This window comes from Roseiflexus castenholzii DSM 13941 (genome assembly GCF_000017805.1).
Taxonomy (GTDB): domain Bacteria; phylum Chloroflexota; class Chloroflexia; order Chloroflexales; family Roseiflexaceae; genus Roseiflexus; species Roseiflexus castenholzii.
In genome coordinates, this window is sequence record NC_009767.1 from 2,003,697 (window position 1) to 2,019,202 (window position 15,506).

9 protein-coding genes are annotated in these 15,506 nt (G+C 62.7%); 4 read left to right on the forward strand and 5 right to left on the reverse strand.

Features of this window, described 5'->3' with window-relative positions; all coding sequences use genetic code 11:
* Positions 1 to 436: 436 nt before the first annotated feature.
* Positions 437 to 1,339, forward strand: coding sequence for a Uma2 family endonuclease (locus RCAS_RS08000; RefSeq protein WP_012120082.1), 903 nt, complete (start codon positions 437 to 439; stop codon positions 1,337 to 1,339).
* Between the two features lie 57 nt (positions 1,340 to 1,396).
* On the opposite strand, the gene metK is transcribed toward RCAS_RS08000, so the two are convergent.
* The 5 genes from metK to RCAS_RS08025 all read right to left on the reverse strand — a co-directional run bounded on the left by metK (position 1,397) and on the right by RCAS_RS08025 (position 8,060).
* Positions 1,397 to 2,575 carry a methionine adenosyltransferase gene (metK, locus tag RCAS_RS08005; protein ID WP_012120083.1) on the reverse strand — a complete coding sequence of 393 codons (1,179 nt, stop codon included), beginning with the start codon at positions 2,573 to 2,575 and terminating at the stop codon, positions 1,397 to 1,399.
* Between the two features lie 4 nt (positions 2,576 to 2,579).
* The gene (locus tag RCAS_RS08010) at positions 2,580 to 6,140 is read right to left on the reverse strand and encodes a cation-translocating P-type ATPase (protein WP_012120084.1); all 3,561 of its coding nucleotides are present in this window, start codon (positions 6,138 to 6,140) and stop codon (positions 2,580 to 2,582) included.
* Between the two features lie 143 nt (positions 6,141 to 6,283).
* Positions 6,284 to 6,760 (reverse strand): hypothetical protein, encoded by a 477-nt coding sequence (locus RCAS_RS08015; RefSeq protein ID WP_012120085.1) that lies wholly within the window; start codon positions 6,758 to 6,760, stop codon positions 6,284 to 6,286.
* 9 nt (positions 6,761 to 6,769) lie between these two features.
* Positions 6,770 to 7,039 (reverse strand): DUF5132 domain-containing protein, encoded by a 270-nt coding sequence (locus RCAS_RS08020; protein WP_012120086.1) that lies wholly within the window; start codon positions 7,037 to 7,039, stop codon positions 6,770 to 6,772.
* Positions 7,040 to 7,499: 460 nt separating this feature from the next.
* The gene (locus tag RCAS_RS08025; protein WP_012120087.1) at positions 7,500 to 8,060 is read right to left on the reverse strand and encodes an SRPBCC family protein; all 561 of its coding nucleotides are present in this window, start codon (positions 8,058 to 8,060) and stop codon (positions 7,500 to 7,502) included.
* A gap of 201 nt (positions 8,061 to 8,261) precedes the next feature.
* Between RCAS_RS08025 and RCAS_RS08030 the strand changes: the two genes are divergently transcribed.
* From RCAS_RS08030 to RCAS_RS08040, 3 genes are all read left to right on the forward strand, one after another.
* Positions 8,262 to 9,455, forward strand: coding sequence for an aminotransferase-like domain-containing protein (locus RCAS_RS08030; RefSeq protein ID WP_012120088.1), 1,194 nt, complete (start codon positions 8,262 to 8,264; stop codon positions 9,453 to 9,455).
* 75 nt (positions 9,456 to 9,530) lie between these two features.
* A complete protein-coding gene (locus RCAS_RS08035) occupies positions 9,531 to 11,186 on the forward strand; it encodes an FAD-dependent thymidylate synthase (RefSeq protein WP_041330416.1) in 1,656 nt (551 codons plus the stop codon).
* A 1,798-nt stretch (positions 11,187 to 12,984) separates the two neighbouring features.
* Positions 12,985 to 15,405 (forward strand): S8 family serine peptidase, encoded by a 2,421-nt coding sequence (locus RCAS_RS08040; protein ID WP_012120090.1) that lies wholly within the window; start codon positions 12,985 to 12,987, stop codon positions 15,403 to 15,405.
* Positions 15,406 to 15,506: the final 101 nt, after the last annotated feature.

Genomic DNA, 15,506 nt, shown 5'->3' on the forward strand with positions numbered 1-15,506 from the left:
AGGGACGGTCATCTGCGTCGCATGTGTGCTACAATGCACAATGGGGCGTAATACCAATAACGATTGAAGATGCCGCATGCTGGTCATTCCGAGCGCAGCGAGGAATCTGAGCGGGTCGCGCCAGATCTCTCGCGCTGCTCGGGGTGACCATGCCGGATGTTCACGGGTAATTGGTATAAGGCAGTCGCAGGATGGTGAAGGGAAAAGAGGCGCACCGTTGACGATTGAAGATGCCGCATGCTGGTCATTCCGAGCCCTTCGCTTCGCTCAGGGTAAACGCAGCGAGGAATCTGAGCGGGTCGCGCCAGATCTCTCGCGCTGCTTGGGGTGACCATGCCGGATGTTCACGGGTAATTGGTATAAGGCGGTCGCAGGATGGTGAAGGGAGAAGAGACGCACCGTCCTCGATGAAACACGAATCCAGGCGGGGGGAATCATGAGCGCAGCACTAACTGATCAGGAAAACTCTGCCAGCGCGACGGAGACCGGTCCGTTCTACGGATGGCGGTTCATTCGCCGTGAACTGCCGGATGGCATGATCGAATGGGCGCAGGTCCCGTTGACCTACGAAGACGTTTTGCATCCTGAAGAGGGGGATCAGGTGACCCATAGCAGTCTGCACCAACGGCGCTGGCATTATCTGCGCGAAGTATTCGAGCGACAGGTCGCCGATGATCCCACCGCTGTCGTGCTCGACGATGTGCGGATTGAATGGGATGTTCCCGATCTCAAACCGCACGGTCCTGATCTGATGGTGATCTTCGGTGTGAAGGAGCGCAAGAACTGGAGCACTTTTCGGGTTGCTGAAGAAGGAGTGCGTCCTGCGTTGATTGTGGAAATCACCTCGCCGGAGACGCGCGGGCACGATGTGATGACGAAGGTCGATCACTATGAGATGGCAGGAGTGCCGCTCTATGTGATTGTTGATGGGATTGAACGGCGTGGTCAATTGGGGGTGCGGCTGATCGGGTATACGTTGACCCCGGAAGGGTACCGGATGCTCGCGCCGGATGATCAGGGGCGATTGTGGCTGGCGCCGGTGCGCGTCTGGTTAGGGGTGCGCAACGGTGACATCATTTGTTACGATGAAGCAGGCAACCCGTTGGGCGATCACCTCGCGCTGGCGCAGGCGTTGCAGGAAGAAGAGCGCGCCCGCCGGGCCGCCGAAGCGCGCGCCGCCGAAGAAGAGCGCGCCCGCCGGGCCGCCGAAGCGCGCGCCGCCGAAGAAGAGCGCGCCCGCCGGGCCGCCGAAGCGCGCGCTGTGGAAGCCGAGTCGCGCATTCGGCAACTGGAAGCGGCACTGCGACGGATGCAGCAAGGAGAGGAGCCATCTTCCTGAAACGTTCAGTCCGTCGGAGCGGCCGTTCCTCTCCGGACCCAACGGAGTGCGAGCGAATTACCGCAGCCACGATCGCAGCGCCTCAACCTCGTCAGTCGCTTCCCATGGCAGGTTCAGGTCGGATCGCCCGACATGCCCGTAGACCGCCAACTGCCGGTAGAGATTGCCATTCCCCATTATCGCAAGTTCGCGCAACCGCAATCGGCGAATGATCCCGCTGGGGCGGAAATCGAAATGCGCAGCGACCCTTTCAGTGAGTGTATCGTCATCGATGCGACCGACGCCGAACGTATCGACGCGCACACTCACCGGTTCTGCGATCCCGATGGAGTAACTCAGTTGCACCTCGCACTGTTCCGCCAGTCCTGCGGCCACGATATTCTTGGCGGCGTGACGGGCGGCGTAAGCGCCAACACGGTCGATGCGGGTCGGATCTTTGCCACTGAGCGCCGCACCGCTCTGGCGCGAAAATCCGCCGTAGGTGTCCACCCCGTTCTTTCGTCCCGTCAGACCGGCGTGCAATGCCGGTCCGCCTTCGAGGATCGCGCCTTCCGGGTTGATCTGAATCCGGGTGCGATCATCCGGCGCAAAGGGCTGATCGACAAAAGCCGGGCTGATGACCTGCTCCATGAGGTCGTTGCGGAGCGTCGCCAGTGAGATGCGCGAGTCGCGTTGACTGGCGAGCAGCGTGATACTATCGATGCGTCGGGGCACGTGACTGGTAAACGCGACGCCGACCTGACACTTGGCATCAGGCGCCAGGTAGTGGAGCGACTCTTGGCGCACCCGGTCGTACTGGCGCATAAGACGGTGCGCGCACCAGATCGGTAATGGCGCAAGGTCTGGTGTATGGGCGCAGGCATAGCCGAAGAGGGTCACATTCTCCTGCGCCGTCAGTTGCGCAAGATCGTTCGTGTCGTCGAAGCGCGGTCGGAAACCATTCATTTCACTCAGGCTGGTCATCACCGTGCAGGTGCGTCCGTTGAATGCGCCTTGGTCATATCCGACGTCGAGAATGATTTCGCGCGCTGTGTTGGGAATATCGACGACCGCATCAGCAGCGACTTTGACCGACACGAACAGAATGCCGGTCGAGACGGCGCACTCGGCAACGACCGATGCGAACGGGTCCTGTCGAAGATAATGACCAACCAGCGCATCGCTGATCTGGTCGCACAGTTTGTCCGGGTGCCCGGCGCTGACCGACTCAGACGTGAAGATGTAGTGCGATGCCATCTCCTCACCTCTCTTCGTGGGTCTCTTCTCGAAAACGGGCGTGAACAATCTCCTTTTTGATTTCATTTACGATCAAGGGCACAATGGCAGCTCCTGCCACAATCACCCAATCGAGTGGTCCGAGCGGCATTGTGCCAAGAATGCCGCGCAATCCCGGCAGAAGAGTAGCCATTGCCTGAAGACCGAGTCCACTGCCGACAGCCAGTGGCATATAGGGGTTGGGAGGGCAGGCGCCGCGCGCAAAAATGCTATGGCGCTCAGATCGACAACTGAGTGCGTGAAGCAACTGCGCGGTTGTAATCGTCGAGAACGCCATCGTACTCGCGCGTGGTCCGATGCCATAACGGGACAGACCTATGCCATACACAACCAGTGTACTGGCAGTCAGCACCATGCCCTCGATCCCGATGTTCTGTAAATCGGCGCGCGAAAACATTGGCGCGTGCGGATCACGCGGCGGGCGCGCCATGACATCCGCTTCCGGCAATTCGACTCCCAGTGCAAGTTCGGGAAAAATATCGGTCACCAGGTTGATCCAGAGCAACTGGATCGGGTTGAACGGTTCTCCTATCCCGATAGCAGTTGCGATCAACGTGACTGCAATCTCGCTGGCATTGCTTGCCAGAATGAAATGGACCGCCTTCTTGATATCGTCGTAGATTGTGCGCCCTTGCTCGATGGCGACAATGATCGTTTGCAGGTTATCATCGCGGATCACAATGTCGGCGACTTCCTGCGCCAGCTGGCTGCCATCACGCCCCATAGCGATGCCGATATCGGCGGCGCGCAACGCCGGACCGTCGTTGATGCCGTCGCCGGTCATCGCAACCACGCGCCCGGCGCGCTGGAGCGCCTGCACGATGCGTAGTTTGTGCGCCGGACTGACCCGTGAGAAAATGTCGATCCGTTGCGCCAGCGAACGGAGCACATCGGGTGGGATGTGTTCGAGTTGCGCGGCATCCAGCCCTTCCAGGCGTCCGTCGTGACGCAGCCCGATCTGGCGGGCAATCGCATGCGCCGTTGCGCTCTGATCGCCGGTCACAATAATCGGATGGAGTCCGGCGGCGCGGAAGCGCGCCATCAACTCGCGCATGCCGGGGCGCGGCGGGTCGGCGATGCCTGCCAGCCCGACCCAGATCAGGTCACGGCGTTCCTCCGGCGGATCACTGCCATAAGCGTAGGCGACGCCAAGCACACGCAGTGCCTGCCCTGCCATGCGCTCATTTTCGGTGACGATGCGCACACGGTCGCGCTCGAGGAGCGGCTGCACCACACCGTCGCACAGGTGGCGGTTACACATCGCCAACACCTGATCCGGCGCGCCCTTAATTGCCAGCAACTCATGATCGTCATCGGCATGCCAGGTGACCATATAGCCGCGCTGTTCGCTACGCGGTTGCGCCCGGAGCAGCGGATGGCGCCGGCGTAGTGCTGCCACATCAATGCCAGCATCGAACGCCGCCTGCACCAGCGCAATCTCGGTCGGCGTCCCCTGCAAACGGAGTGAACCATTGGTCATCTCGATGCGCACTTCGCTGCACAACGCAGTGAGTTGCAGCAGGTACGCCAATTCACCCGTGCGCGCGCCATTCGTGCCATCCTCGTCGCGCCGGAATGTCGCCTCTTCGTGGCGGTAGAGGTGTCGACCGGCAAAGACCGTCACCAGCGTCATCTGATTCAGCGTAATCGTACCGGTCTTGTCAAGACAGACATCCTGCGCTGCGCCAAGGGTCTCCACTGCGACCAGGCGGCGCACCAGAATATTCTGGCGTTCCAGTCGGCGCAGACCAAGCGCCAGCGTGGTGGTGGCGACGGTTGGCAACCCTTCGGGAATGGCGGCGACTGCCAGGGACACCGACGTTTTCAGCATCATCAGGAAGCCGTGACCGCGGAGCAATCCAATGACGAACACCCCACCGCAGATGGCGAGCGAGAGGAGCGCCAGCTGGCTGCCGAGCGTCCGAAGTTGGCGCTGCAACGGCGTTTCGGGTTGTTCCGTCTCGGTGAGCATCCGCTGTATCTGCCCGACTTCGGTGGTCGCGCCGGTTGCAACGACCAGCGCGCGTCCGCCGCCGCCGGTCACGGTTGCGCCGCGATAGACCATGTTTGCCCGACTGCCGAGCGGCGTCTCACGACCAAGAGTCACATCAGCGCGCTTGGCGACCGGGATGCTCTCACCGGTCAATGCCGATTCATCGACCGTCAGATCATCTGCCTCGATCAGGCGTGCATCGGCAGGAACCGGCATACCGCGCTTCAGCACCACCACATCACCTGGCACGAGTTCTTCGCCTGGCAGGTCGTGCTCGATGCCGCCGCGAACTACGCGCGCAACCGGTCTGGCGCTGTGGCTTAGCCCGGCGATGGTCTGTTCCGCCCAGTGTTCGGTGAAGAAGCCAATTCCGGCATTGATCAGCACAACACTAAGGATGACAACCCCATCAGCGACGCCGCCGGTTGCAATCGACAGAATCGCCGAAACGCCGAGTAGCGCCACCGGCAGGCTGCTGAACTGTTCGATCAGCATACTGAAGGTCGAACGGCGGTGAATATCAGGTAGCGCATTCGCGCCCAGTTCGTGCAGTCGTTGCCGGGCGGCGATCGGGTCCAATCCGTTGTTCAGTGAAGCGCCGAGAATCTGCGCCACTTCCGCAACCGGCATCGTGTGCCAGGGATGCTGCGGTTGGCGCGGATCGGCTTCTTCGGCGCCGGTGAGCGCTTGAACCAGCCGCGCCTGCACCTCTTCGATGCTCATCGTTGCGTCGAAGTGGACAAGGACCGTACCGGTTCGTATATTCGCCGCAACAGCGCGAATACCGGGTTGGCGCGCCAGGCGCCGTTCGATGCGCTCTTTCTGTGCCGGATTGCGATACAGGCCGTCAGGACGCAGGCGAACCCGTCCTGGCAGCCGATGAACGACAACGACGGTGATGGTGACCGGCGGTGCAGCAGGTGCGGGTGGCGGGGGTGGCGCAATCGCAATCGCGGGGGCAGGCGCGGTTGGAACGGTCAGGACCGAGAGCGGGGTTGTCTGGCTCAGCACATTGCCGGCAGACACCTGGACGACATCCTGCGCGCCCTGGGGACCATCGATTCGGCGCAGGCGCACCAGGAGAGGTTCGGTCATTCCCAGCCAGCGCAGCCGCATATCGCCCGGCTTGAGGGTTACATCGCCACGCTCATCGATGCTCAGCGTCAACGTCCGATCGATCTGAACGGTCACCGTGCCAATCGGAGTGCTCTGGGGAATGGCATGCGGCTGTGCAAAATGGAGTTCGATGACCGATTGGTTGCCGCTTTGGGTGACATACACCTCATCGAGCGACTCGACCACCTGTGGATAGGGCAGGAACTCGTCGAGCGCCTGACGGACATGGCAGGCATCGAGCGCCTCACGCAGCGCTGCACCGGAGATCAGGCATGGTCTGTGCTCGCTCAACGCAACCAGCATATCGCGAAACGTGCCGCCCTGCGCAAATGCTCTTTCGAGCACAGGCAGGAGATCGGCAACGCCCAGGATGGCTGGAGGTGAGGATGGCTGAACCGCAAGGTCTGTTGGCATCATTCAGGTACCGTGCGCGCAAGGCGCATCCGTTTTTAGATACAGTAACATATGTGCTTCATCTAACGGTGCGCTGCTGGCGCTCCAGGTGGCTATGCAGGCGGGCTGCCCACGCACCCGACGCTGCCAGCGTCGTTGCGGGCGGGTCACCCACGCTCCCGGCGGCTGCGGTGCAGCGCAAGAATTGCCAGCGCATGCGCCATGAGCGTGCTCGCCGGTCCTAATGCCTGCCCGCGCAGCGCCTGAACGATGCTGGCGCCGACCAGCCCGACGAATGCTACTTCAAGCAGGTCGAACGATCCGTTCGATGAACGTTGAATCACGCGATCAATCTGATCGATCCGCGCAGCCGCAGCGTTCAGCGCCGGATTGGCGGCTGGCGGGATTGCCTCGATTGTGAACAACCCAAGATCGACCGCATCGCGTCGCAGGTCGTCTTCTGTGCCGCTATAGTGCAGCAGGATGCTGGCGGTCAGTGGATTGGCTTCGACAAACCCGACTCGTCCACACGCGGCAAGTTCCTGCTCGACGCGCGCGAAGTAGGCTGTATCGCCTTTGCGCGCCGGGATGCGCAGGCGAACACGATCTCCGGTGCGATGCGCCACATAACCGGTGGGAAGCATAGGAGCACCTCACGACTCGATGCGCACATTCACCGTCGTTGGGTCGCCGGCGCCCTGGGTTTGCAGTTCGACCTGCACTTCCGCCGCGATGTCGCTGAGCGTTTCGACGAGCAGCGCCGCCATTTCGCGCCCGCGCTCGTAGCTGAGGAGCGCTGCCTTGATTCCTTGCTTGAGTGCAGGGCGAGCAAGCGGCGCCAGCAGCGGCAACACGTCGCGCGCGGCAAGGGTTGCGCCGACACCAAGCGCAATACCGGTCAAGAGGCTTCGCGTATTAGCCACGGTGTATCCCTCAATCAGCACGTCAAGAAGCGTGCTGATATTATAGCCGCATGCGCGGGATTCCGACAAACACTCACTGCTCACAGAAAAATGGCGCTGTGCGCTCTGCGCCGATGCACGTTCTGCGCGGCGCGTCGGTCGCAGCCGTGGCGCTGCTCACTCCACACGACACCGGGGGCTGTCCTTCCGAGCCATTCGCTTCGCTCAGGGTAAACTCCGCGAGGAATCCCGGCGGTGATGCCGTACCGCCTGCGCCGATGCACGTTCTGCGCGGTGCGTCGGTCGCAGCCGTGGCGCTGCTCACTCCACACGACACCGGGGCTGTCCTTCCGAGCCCTTCGCTTCGCTCAGGGTAAACTCCAGGAATCCCGGCGGTGATGCCGTACCGCGCCCCTTTGCTACGGCGACGCCTGCACTGACACAAAGCATAAGGGTTTCCTTTGCGGCAGGCTCTCGATAATCAGCCAAACAACCGATCAATCACACTACGATAGCACTCATAGCAGATCATGTTCACCAGTTGTGGCGGCGGAGCGTTCTCGGTCAGGCGCAGACGCTGGATCGCATCCTCAACCTCAAACCATCCTTCGCCGGGCACGTGTACCTTCTTGCACCAGCTACAGACCGACACAACATCGGGTGATCGCTCCTGTTTGGCATCCAGCAATGCCACGTACTCTCGCGCCTCTTCGTGGGTGATGCGGCTGTTGAAATCGACGCTGCCGTCGGGGAGCGGCGCAATCTGCAACTCGATGACGCGCCGCGCTGTCGGCGAGTCGCAACGCATATGGACGGTAACGGTTCTGCCGCTGCGCACACGACTCAAAATGAGCCGGTAGAGATGGCGCGTTTCCGGGTCGCTGATAAACTTCCAGAGCGGTCGGCTCCAAACATTGGCAGGGGTGAGGTGCGCGCCATCGTTCTCGCGCGCAAAGGCAAGCCACTCGTCGTTGAAGAAAATAATGCGGTCGTGGTCGTCGATGCGATAGGCGAATGTGCGTGGGGCAGGAAGGAGTTCCATCAGAAGCCTCTGCCGTCTGGCAGTCGACGCGCGGCGGAGGCTCGATGCGCACTGCGCCTCCGTGGCGCGTATAGAGAAGTAACCACCTTCATTGTACGACCAACGTCAAGAATCATACCATGCCCTGTTACACCTGATAATGATCCGGTGCGGCTTCTGGTATCATGGGCATGACACTGCCTGACGACGAAGGAGCCATTCATGTCTGCTGTTTCCGCGCCCGCCCTGGGTAACCTGTACGCTGCGCGGGCGAAGAATCTCGCCCCGGCTCAAATCTGGCCCGAACACGAGGGCGATCTGATCTCGCTGGCATACGGTTTTGCTGCGCCGGAACTGTTCCCAACTGACGATCTCCTCTCCGCCACTGCCGAAGTGTTGGCGGAGGATGCGGCGGAAGGGTTGAACTACGCGCCAACCTACCCCGGTCTGGTGCAGTTCGTTGCGAATCGCCTGCGCGCTCAGGGAACCCCGGCTGAACCGGGCACTGTGCTGATTTCCTACGGTTCCAGCCAGGTGCTGGCGTTGCTGCCGCAGGTGTTCATCGATCCCGGCGATGCCGTGATCGTCGAAGGACCGACGTTTATGGGTGCGGTGCGCCATTTTGCGCTGGCAGGCGCGCGCCTGATCACCGTCGATGTCGATGAGTACGGCATGAATGTTGATGCTCTTGAAGAGACGTTGCGCGATCTGGCGCAGCGCGGTCAACGCCCCAAGTTCATCTATACGATCCCGACCTTTCATAATCCGAGCGGCGTGCTGATGCCGCTGGAGCGCCGACAGCGACTGGTGGCGCTGGCGAAGGAGTATGGGGTGCTGATCGTTGAAGACGACGCCTACGGCGATCTCTACTTCGAGAACCCGCCGCCGCCGCGTCTCTCTGCGCTCGACCATGAAGGGTGGGTGTTGCAGGTCGGCACCTTCTCGAAAATCCTGGCGCCGGGGTTGCGTATGGGGTGGGCATGCGGCAATCACGAGATCATTCAGCGCCTGGCAAGTTTCAAGGTCGAAGGGTCGAGTGGTCCCTTCCTGACGCGCATGGTCGAGCGGTGCTGCGCCGATGGCCGCCTGGAGCGGCATATCGCCGAACTGCGCGCGGCGTATCGGGCGCGACGCGACCTGATGCTGACAGTGATTGCGCGTGAATGGACTCCGGAGGTGCGCGTCACAAAACCTGAGGGTGGGTTCTTTATCTGGGCGCGGTTGCCGCAGGGTGTGAGCGCAACCGCGTTGCTCGCCGAAGCGGAGAAGCATGGGGTGACGTTTTCGCCAGGAACGCATTTCTATGCAAACGGTCAGGGAGATGATGCGTTCCGCCTGTCGTTCAGTTTTGTTCCGCATCAGCAGATCGAGGATGGCATCGCGCGCATCGGTGCTGCATTGCGGATGTTCCAGTAAATCCTGTGCTGGTTGGGGCGTGGTGTGGCAACGTCCCAACCACGCCGACGTTCATTGATTGTGCAGGAGAACCACGTGGAACCAACTGCCAGCGACCCCTGGGGCGATCACTTCAGCGACGCGGAACGCGCGCTCCTTGCGCCGTTCGTGACCGATGTCGATGCGCCGGTCTTTGGCCTGCGCAACCTGCCCGATGTGGTGCGCGGCGCGCTCTTCTCGCGCTACAGTCGTTCCGATAAGAGCCTGCGCCGCATTCTGCTCGATGAGTTTATTCAGGCGCCCGAAGCCGATTTTCAGGCAATTGTGGCGCTCAGCGCCGATGCCGCCACGCATCAGATCGTCGCCGTTCACCGCGCCGAAGCATTCTATGAGCGCGTTCTGATCGGCTACGGCGATGACTCGGTGGCGGAGTTGGGCGGGGCGCACGTCGCCTGTGAAGGGATCAGCAATATCGCCGCCAAGGCGCTCGAAGACAACCGGATCGGCATCAGTCCGCTCGAAAAATCGACCCGCTATGTCGCGTTCAATCGCAAGGTCGAGGGACAGTACCGGTACCTCCGCGAAGCGACGATCATGGCGTCGCGCCACGCATCCGCCTATGAAGCGGCAATGGACCATCTGTTCGATACCTATTCGGCGCTGATCGAACCGACACTCGCTGCGGTTCGGGCGCATACTCCCCGTGATGCGGGTGTTTCGGAACGCGCCTATGCGAGCGCCACCCGCGCCAGGACGTTCGACCTGCTGCGCGGGTTGCTGCCGATGTCCACCTGGACCAATGTCGGATTGTTCGGGAATGGTCGCGCGTTTGAATATCTGCTGACGAAATTGTATGCGTCGCCGCTTGCGGAACTGCAAACACTGGCGGTGGCGTTGCAGCGCGCGCTCGATGATCAGATTCCTTCTTTCGTCAAGCGCGCAAAAAGTGAACGCGGCAGGGTATACCAGGCGTATTTGCGGGAAACGCGCTGGGAAACGCAGGCGCTGGCAGGCGCGATTGCCCGTCGGTTGGATGAGCATGGGTCGTCGGCGAATGACGCCGTGCCGGTAACGCTCGTGGCGTTTGACCCTGATGCTGAGGCGCGGGTGACGGCTGCTATCCTCTACCCGCACCTCGATGCGTCGCTGAGCGAAGCGCGCGCATTGGCAGACGCTATGACCGCCGACGAACGCGCGAGCCTTATCCGCGCCTATGTCGGCAGGCGCGACAGCCGCTTCCATCGTCCGGGGCGCGCCTTCGAGGAAGCACGCTACACCTTCGACCTGCTGGCGGATATTGGCGCTTACCGTGATCTCCAGCGTCACCGGATGCTGACTCAGGAACGGCAGCGGTTTGGCGTGCAGCACGGATATGTTGTGCCGCCAGAAATTGACGAGTACGGTTTGGGCGCGCCGTTTCGCACGGCACTGGAGCAGGCGGGGGCGGTTGCGGCGGCGATTGCCGCTGAACTGCCGGACGAGTCGCAGTACGCCGTTCCGTTCGCTTACCGTGTGCGCTGGCGCGTCACCCTCACCCTGCGTGAAGCCTATCATCTGTGCGAGTTGCGTAGTGCGCCGCAGGGTCACCCCGGTTATCGGCGGATTGCGCAGGAGATGTACCGCCAGATCACTGCCGTGCATCCGCTGCTGGCGGAAGGCATGCGGTTCGTTGATATGAATGAGTATGCGCTCGAACGCCTCGATGCCGAGCGCCGCCTCGACGAAAAACGGCGTCAATTAGAGCAGGGATGATACTCATTACCTGTGACCATCCGGCATTGTCACCTCGAGCAGCGCGAGGGGTCTGGCGCGACCCGCTCAGATTCCTCGCTGCGCTCGGCATGACACGCATGCGGCATCTTCCATCGTCATTGGTATGATTCCTTCATTGCTCTTGCCCAAAAGCATGGCAGACGATGGCGCACGGATCCGGACGGATTGGACCGTACAACTTCATCTTCCGTAAGTCTTTGCTCAGAGCGCGGGTTGATGAACTGAAATAAATCCGGTACACCCGTGCTGCCGGGCTGTGCATGCCTCTGAGCTGCGGGCTAAAGCCCTTGCTCAGGACATGAAAGCCCCAAAGGGGCTTGCACGACCGCAGCCAGGGCTTCAGCCCGCCGCGTCGCGTGGCGGGACCCCAGCAAGGAGATGGACACGGCTTACCCTGGGATGCCGGGCATCGCAGTCACCATATGAGCTGCGGGCTAACGCCCGTACTGCCGGGCTGTGCATGCCTCTGAGCTGCGGGCTAACGCCCGTGCTCAGGACATGGAAGCCCCAAAGGGGCTTGCACGACCTCAGCCAGGGCTTCAGCCCGCCGCGCCGCATGGCGGAACCCCAGCAAGTTGATGGACACGGCTTACCCTGGGATGCCGGGCATCGCAGTCACCATATGAGCTGCGGGCTAACGCCCGTACTGCCGGGCTGTGCATGCCTCTGAGCTGCGGGCTAAAGCCCCCTTGCTCAGGACATGAAAGCCCCAAAGGGGCTTGCACGACCTCAGCCAGGGCATCCGCCCGCCGCGCCGCGTGGCGGGACCCTAGAAATCGGCGGGCTAACGCCCGTACTGCCGGGCTGTGCATGCCTCTGAGCTGCGGGCTAACGCCCGTGCTCAGGACATGAAAGCCCCAAAGGGGCTTGCACGACCTCAGCCAGGGCATCCGCCCGCCGCGCCGCGTGGCGGGACCCTAGAAATCGGCGGGCTAACGCCCGTACTGCCGGGCTGTGCATGCCTCTGAGCTGCGGGCTAACGCCCGTGCTCAGGACATGAAAGCCCCAAAGGGGCTGGCACGACCGCAGCCAGGGCATCCGCCCGCCGCGCCGCGTGGCGGGACCCTAGAAATCGGCGGGCTAACGCCCGTACTGCCGGGCTGTGCATGCCTCTGAGCTGCGGGCTAAAGCCCCCTTGCTCAGGACATGGAAGCCCCAAAGGGGCTTGCACGACCTCAGCCAGGGCTTCAGCCCGCCGCGCCGCATGGCGGAACCCCAGCAAGTTGATGGACACGGCTTACCCTGGGATGCCGGGCATCGCAGTCACCATATGAGCTGCGGGCTAACGCCCGTACTGCCGGGCTGTGCATGCCTCTGAGCTGCGGGCTAAAGCCCCCTTGCTCAGGACATGAAAGCCCCAAAGGGGCTTGCACGACCTCAGCCAGGGCATCCGCCCGCCGCGCCGCGTGGCGGGACCCTAGAAATCGGCGGGCTAACGCCCGTACTGCCGGGCTGTGCATGCCTCTGAGCTGCGGGCTAAAGCCCGTGCTCAGGACATGAAAGCCCCAAAGGGGCTTGCACGACCTCAGCCAGGGCATCCGCCCGCCGCGCCGCGTGGCGGGACCCTAGAAATCGGCGGGCTAACGCCCGTACTGCCGGGCTGTGCATGCCTCTGAGCTGCGGGCTAACGCCCGTGCTCAGGACATGAAAGCCCCAAAGGGGCTGGCACGACCGCAGCCAGGGCTTCAGCCCGCCGCGCCGCGTGGCGGGACCCCAGCAAGTTGATGGACACGGCTGGAACTGGTATGCTGTGCCTGGCAGTCACCATGATCAGATCATGTCTATGACCCAAACGTCTGATGCTCAGCCATTATCTACCCGGCGTCCCTCCAGCGCCGGTTGTCTGCTGGCAGCGCTGGTCGTCATCGTTATGGCGGCGTGCGGCGTTGTGGCGCTGATGCTGATCATCGCGCCGCAGGCGAATGCGCAGATGGTCGGACTCCTTACTGCGCCGGCCGCTGCGCTGATGTTCGGTCTACTCTTCCTGGGAGCGCTGGCGATCACGCGCGTGCCGCGAATGCGCGCGGCACTGTGCGCCTGGTTGCTGGCGCTGCCGCTGACGTGGTTGATGATCCCGGCGACCCTGTTGCCATCGTCTGAGGCGCAGATTGCCGCCGCCGCGCGTGTGGCGCTTATGGCGGCGTACTTTGGCGCGCTCTTGATCGTGGTGCGCTGGCGTTACCCGGAGCGAACCGGAACCGGACGGGTGGGTCTACCGCTCGCGGCCGGTGCAGCGGCGCTGCTGGCGCTTCCCTGGCTGGCATGGGGCGCATTCGGATCACTGTTTGACATCCTGCTTGGGCTGGCCGCCGCCGGGTTGTTTGGCGCGGCGGCCAGTCTGCTGGTTGCACGGGTCTATCTGCGTCCGCTTCCGAACGATCCAGACAGTCCAGGACTCTTGACAGGCGGCATTGTTATCGGAATGATCCTCCTGATCCTGGGGTGGAATATCGGCGTTGGCGGGCAAACGTTGCTGTTGTTACCGCTGCTGCCGACGCTGGGATGGCTTGCAGGTGCAGTCGCTGGCGTCGAGCGCGGAGGCGCGCCGGACTCACGGGCGCTCGCGCTGTTCGCGGCGCTGGCGATTGCGCCGCCGCTGCTGTTCGCCGACCCGGATACGCTCCATATCGAATTGCTGGCGCAGGGGCGCGAAGGGATTTCCTGGGCAATGAGCGCAGTCGGCGTTGGCGTCCTGCTGGCACTGATGTTGTCGGGTGGAATGCCGCTGCTGCGTCGCGCGACAGAACGCGCGCCACAGATCGGCGTCGCCAGCGCCGCAGCGCTCTGGCTGGCGGGCGCCGCTGTGTATGTCAGCGTCGGGCAACCCGGGTTGTATGGCGACCGACTGTTCGTTATTCTGAAAGACCAGGCGGACCTGTCTTCCGTGGCTGCAATCGATGATTACCAGGCGCGGCGGCACGCCGTGTACGAGACTCTCGTGCGCCACGCAGATGCAACGCAAGCCGGATTGCGCGACGAGTTGACCCGCTTCGGCATCCGGCATCGCCCCTACTACCTGATGAACGCGCTGGAAGTCGAGGGAGGCATCCTGGTGCGTCTGTGGCTGGAGATGCGACCGGAGGTGGATCGGGTAGTTCCCAATCCGGTGCTGCGCCCACTCCCTGAGCCGCTGGAGGCGCGCAGCGGCGATATGCTCGCTCCCGACGAACCGCTCTGGAACCTGACCATGATCAATGCCGATCGCGTCTGGAACGAATTGGACGTGCGCGGCAAGGGGGTCGTTATCGGCTTGATGGACAGTGGAGTGCAATGGGATCATCCTGAATTGCGCGACAGTTACCGGGGTGTGCGCACGGATGGCACGGTCGTCCACGAGTACAACTGGTACGATCCGTGGGGCGGTACGACGGAACCGGTGGATTACAGCGGGCATGGCACCTTCACCCTGAGCGCGGCGGTCGGCAATCGCGTCGGCGTTGCGCCCGACGCCACATGGATCGCGTGCGTCAACCTGGCGCGCAACGTGGGGAATGCGGCGCGCTACCTGGATTGCATGCAGTTTATGCTGGCGCCCTTCCCGCCGAATGGCGACCCGCTGCGGGATGGCGACCCGGCGCTCGGCGCCGATGTAACGAACAATTCCTGGGGCTGCCCGCAAGACCTGGAGGGGTGCGATCCGAACACACTTCTGCCCGCAGCCGAGTCGCTGCGCGCTGCGGGGATGGTCACCGTCGCCGCAGCCGGCAACGACGGACCGGCGTGTAGCAGCCTGAATGCACCTCTTGCGCTCTACGACGCCGTTTTGACCGTTGGCGCCGTGCAGCGCGATGGCATCGTCGCCCCGTTCAGTAGCATCGGTCCTGTGCTGGCGGACGGAAGCGGGCGGATCAAGCCGGATATTGCTGCACCAGGCGCAAACGTGCTTGCCGCTGCGCCGGGGAGCGGCTACATGACCGGCAGCGGCACCTCGATTGCAGCGCCCCACGTGACCGGCGTGGTTGCGCTGATGTGGTCGGCAAACCCAACGCTCATCGGTGATGTCGAGCGCACGGAAGAAATGCTGCGCACCACTGCGCAACCGGCGCCGCAGGAAGCGACGACGCTCCCGCTGTGCGCTGGCAGCGACGGTTCGCCGCTGACGATCCGCTATGGCGCCGGAATCGTCGATGCGTATCGAGCGGTGCGCGCTGCCGCGCGATTTGACAGCCATAGCGCGCAACCTTTACAATTCAGATAGCGTAGTAGTGAGGAGCGGACGTGGTGTTTGCTGCATCCACACAGCGGCAAACGCAAGACCCTGGACGCGCGGGCGCGCGCCGCCGATCCAGTTCCATTGCG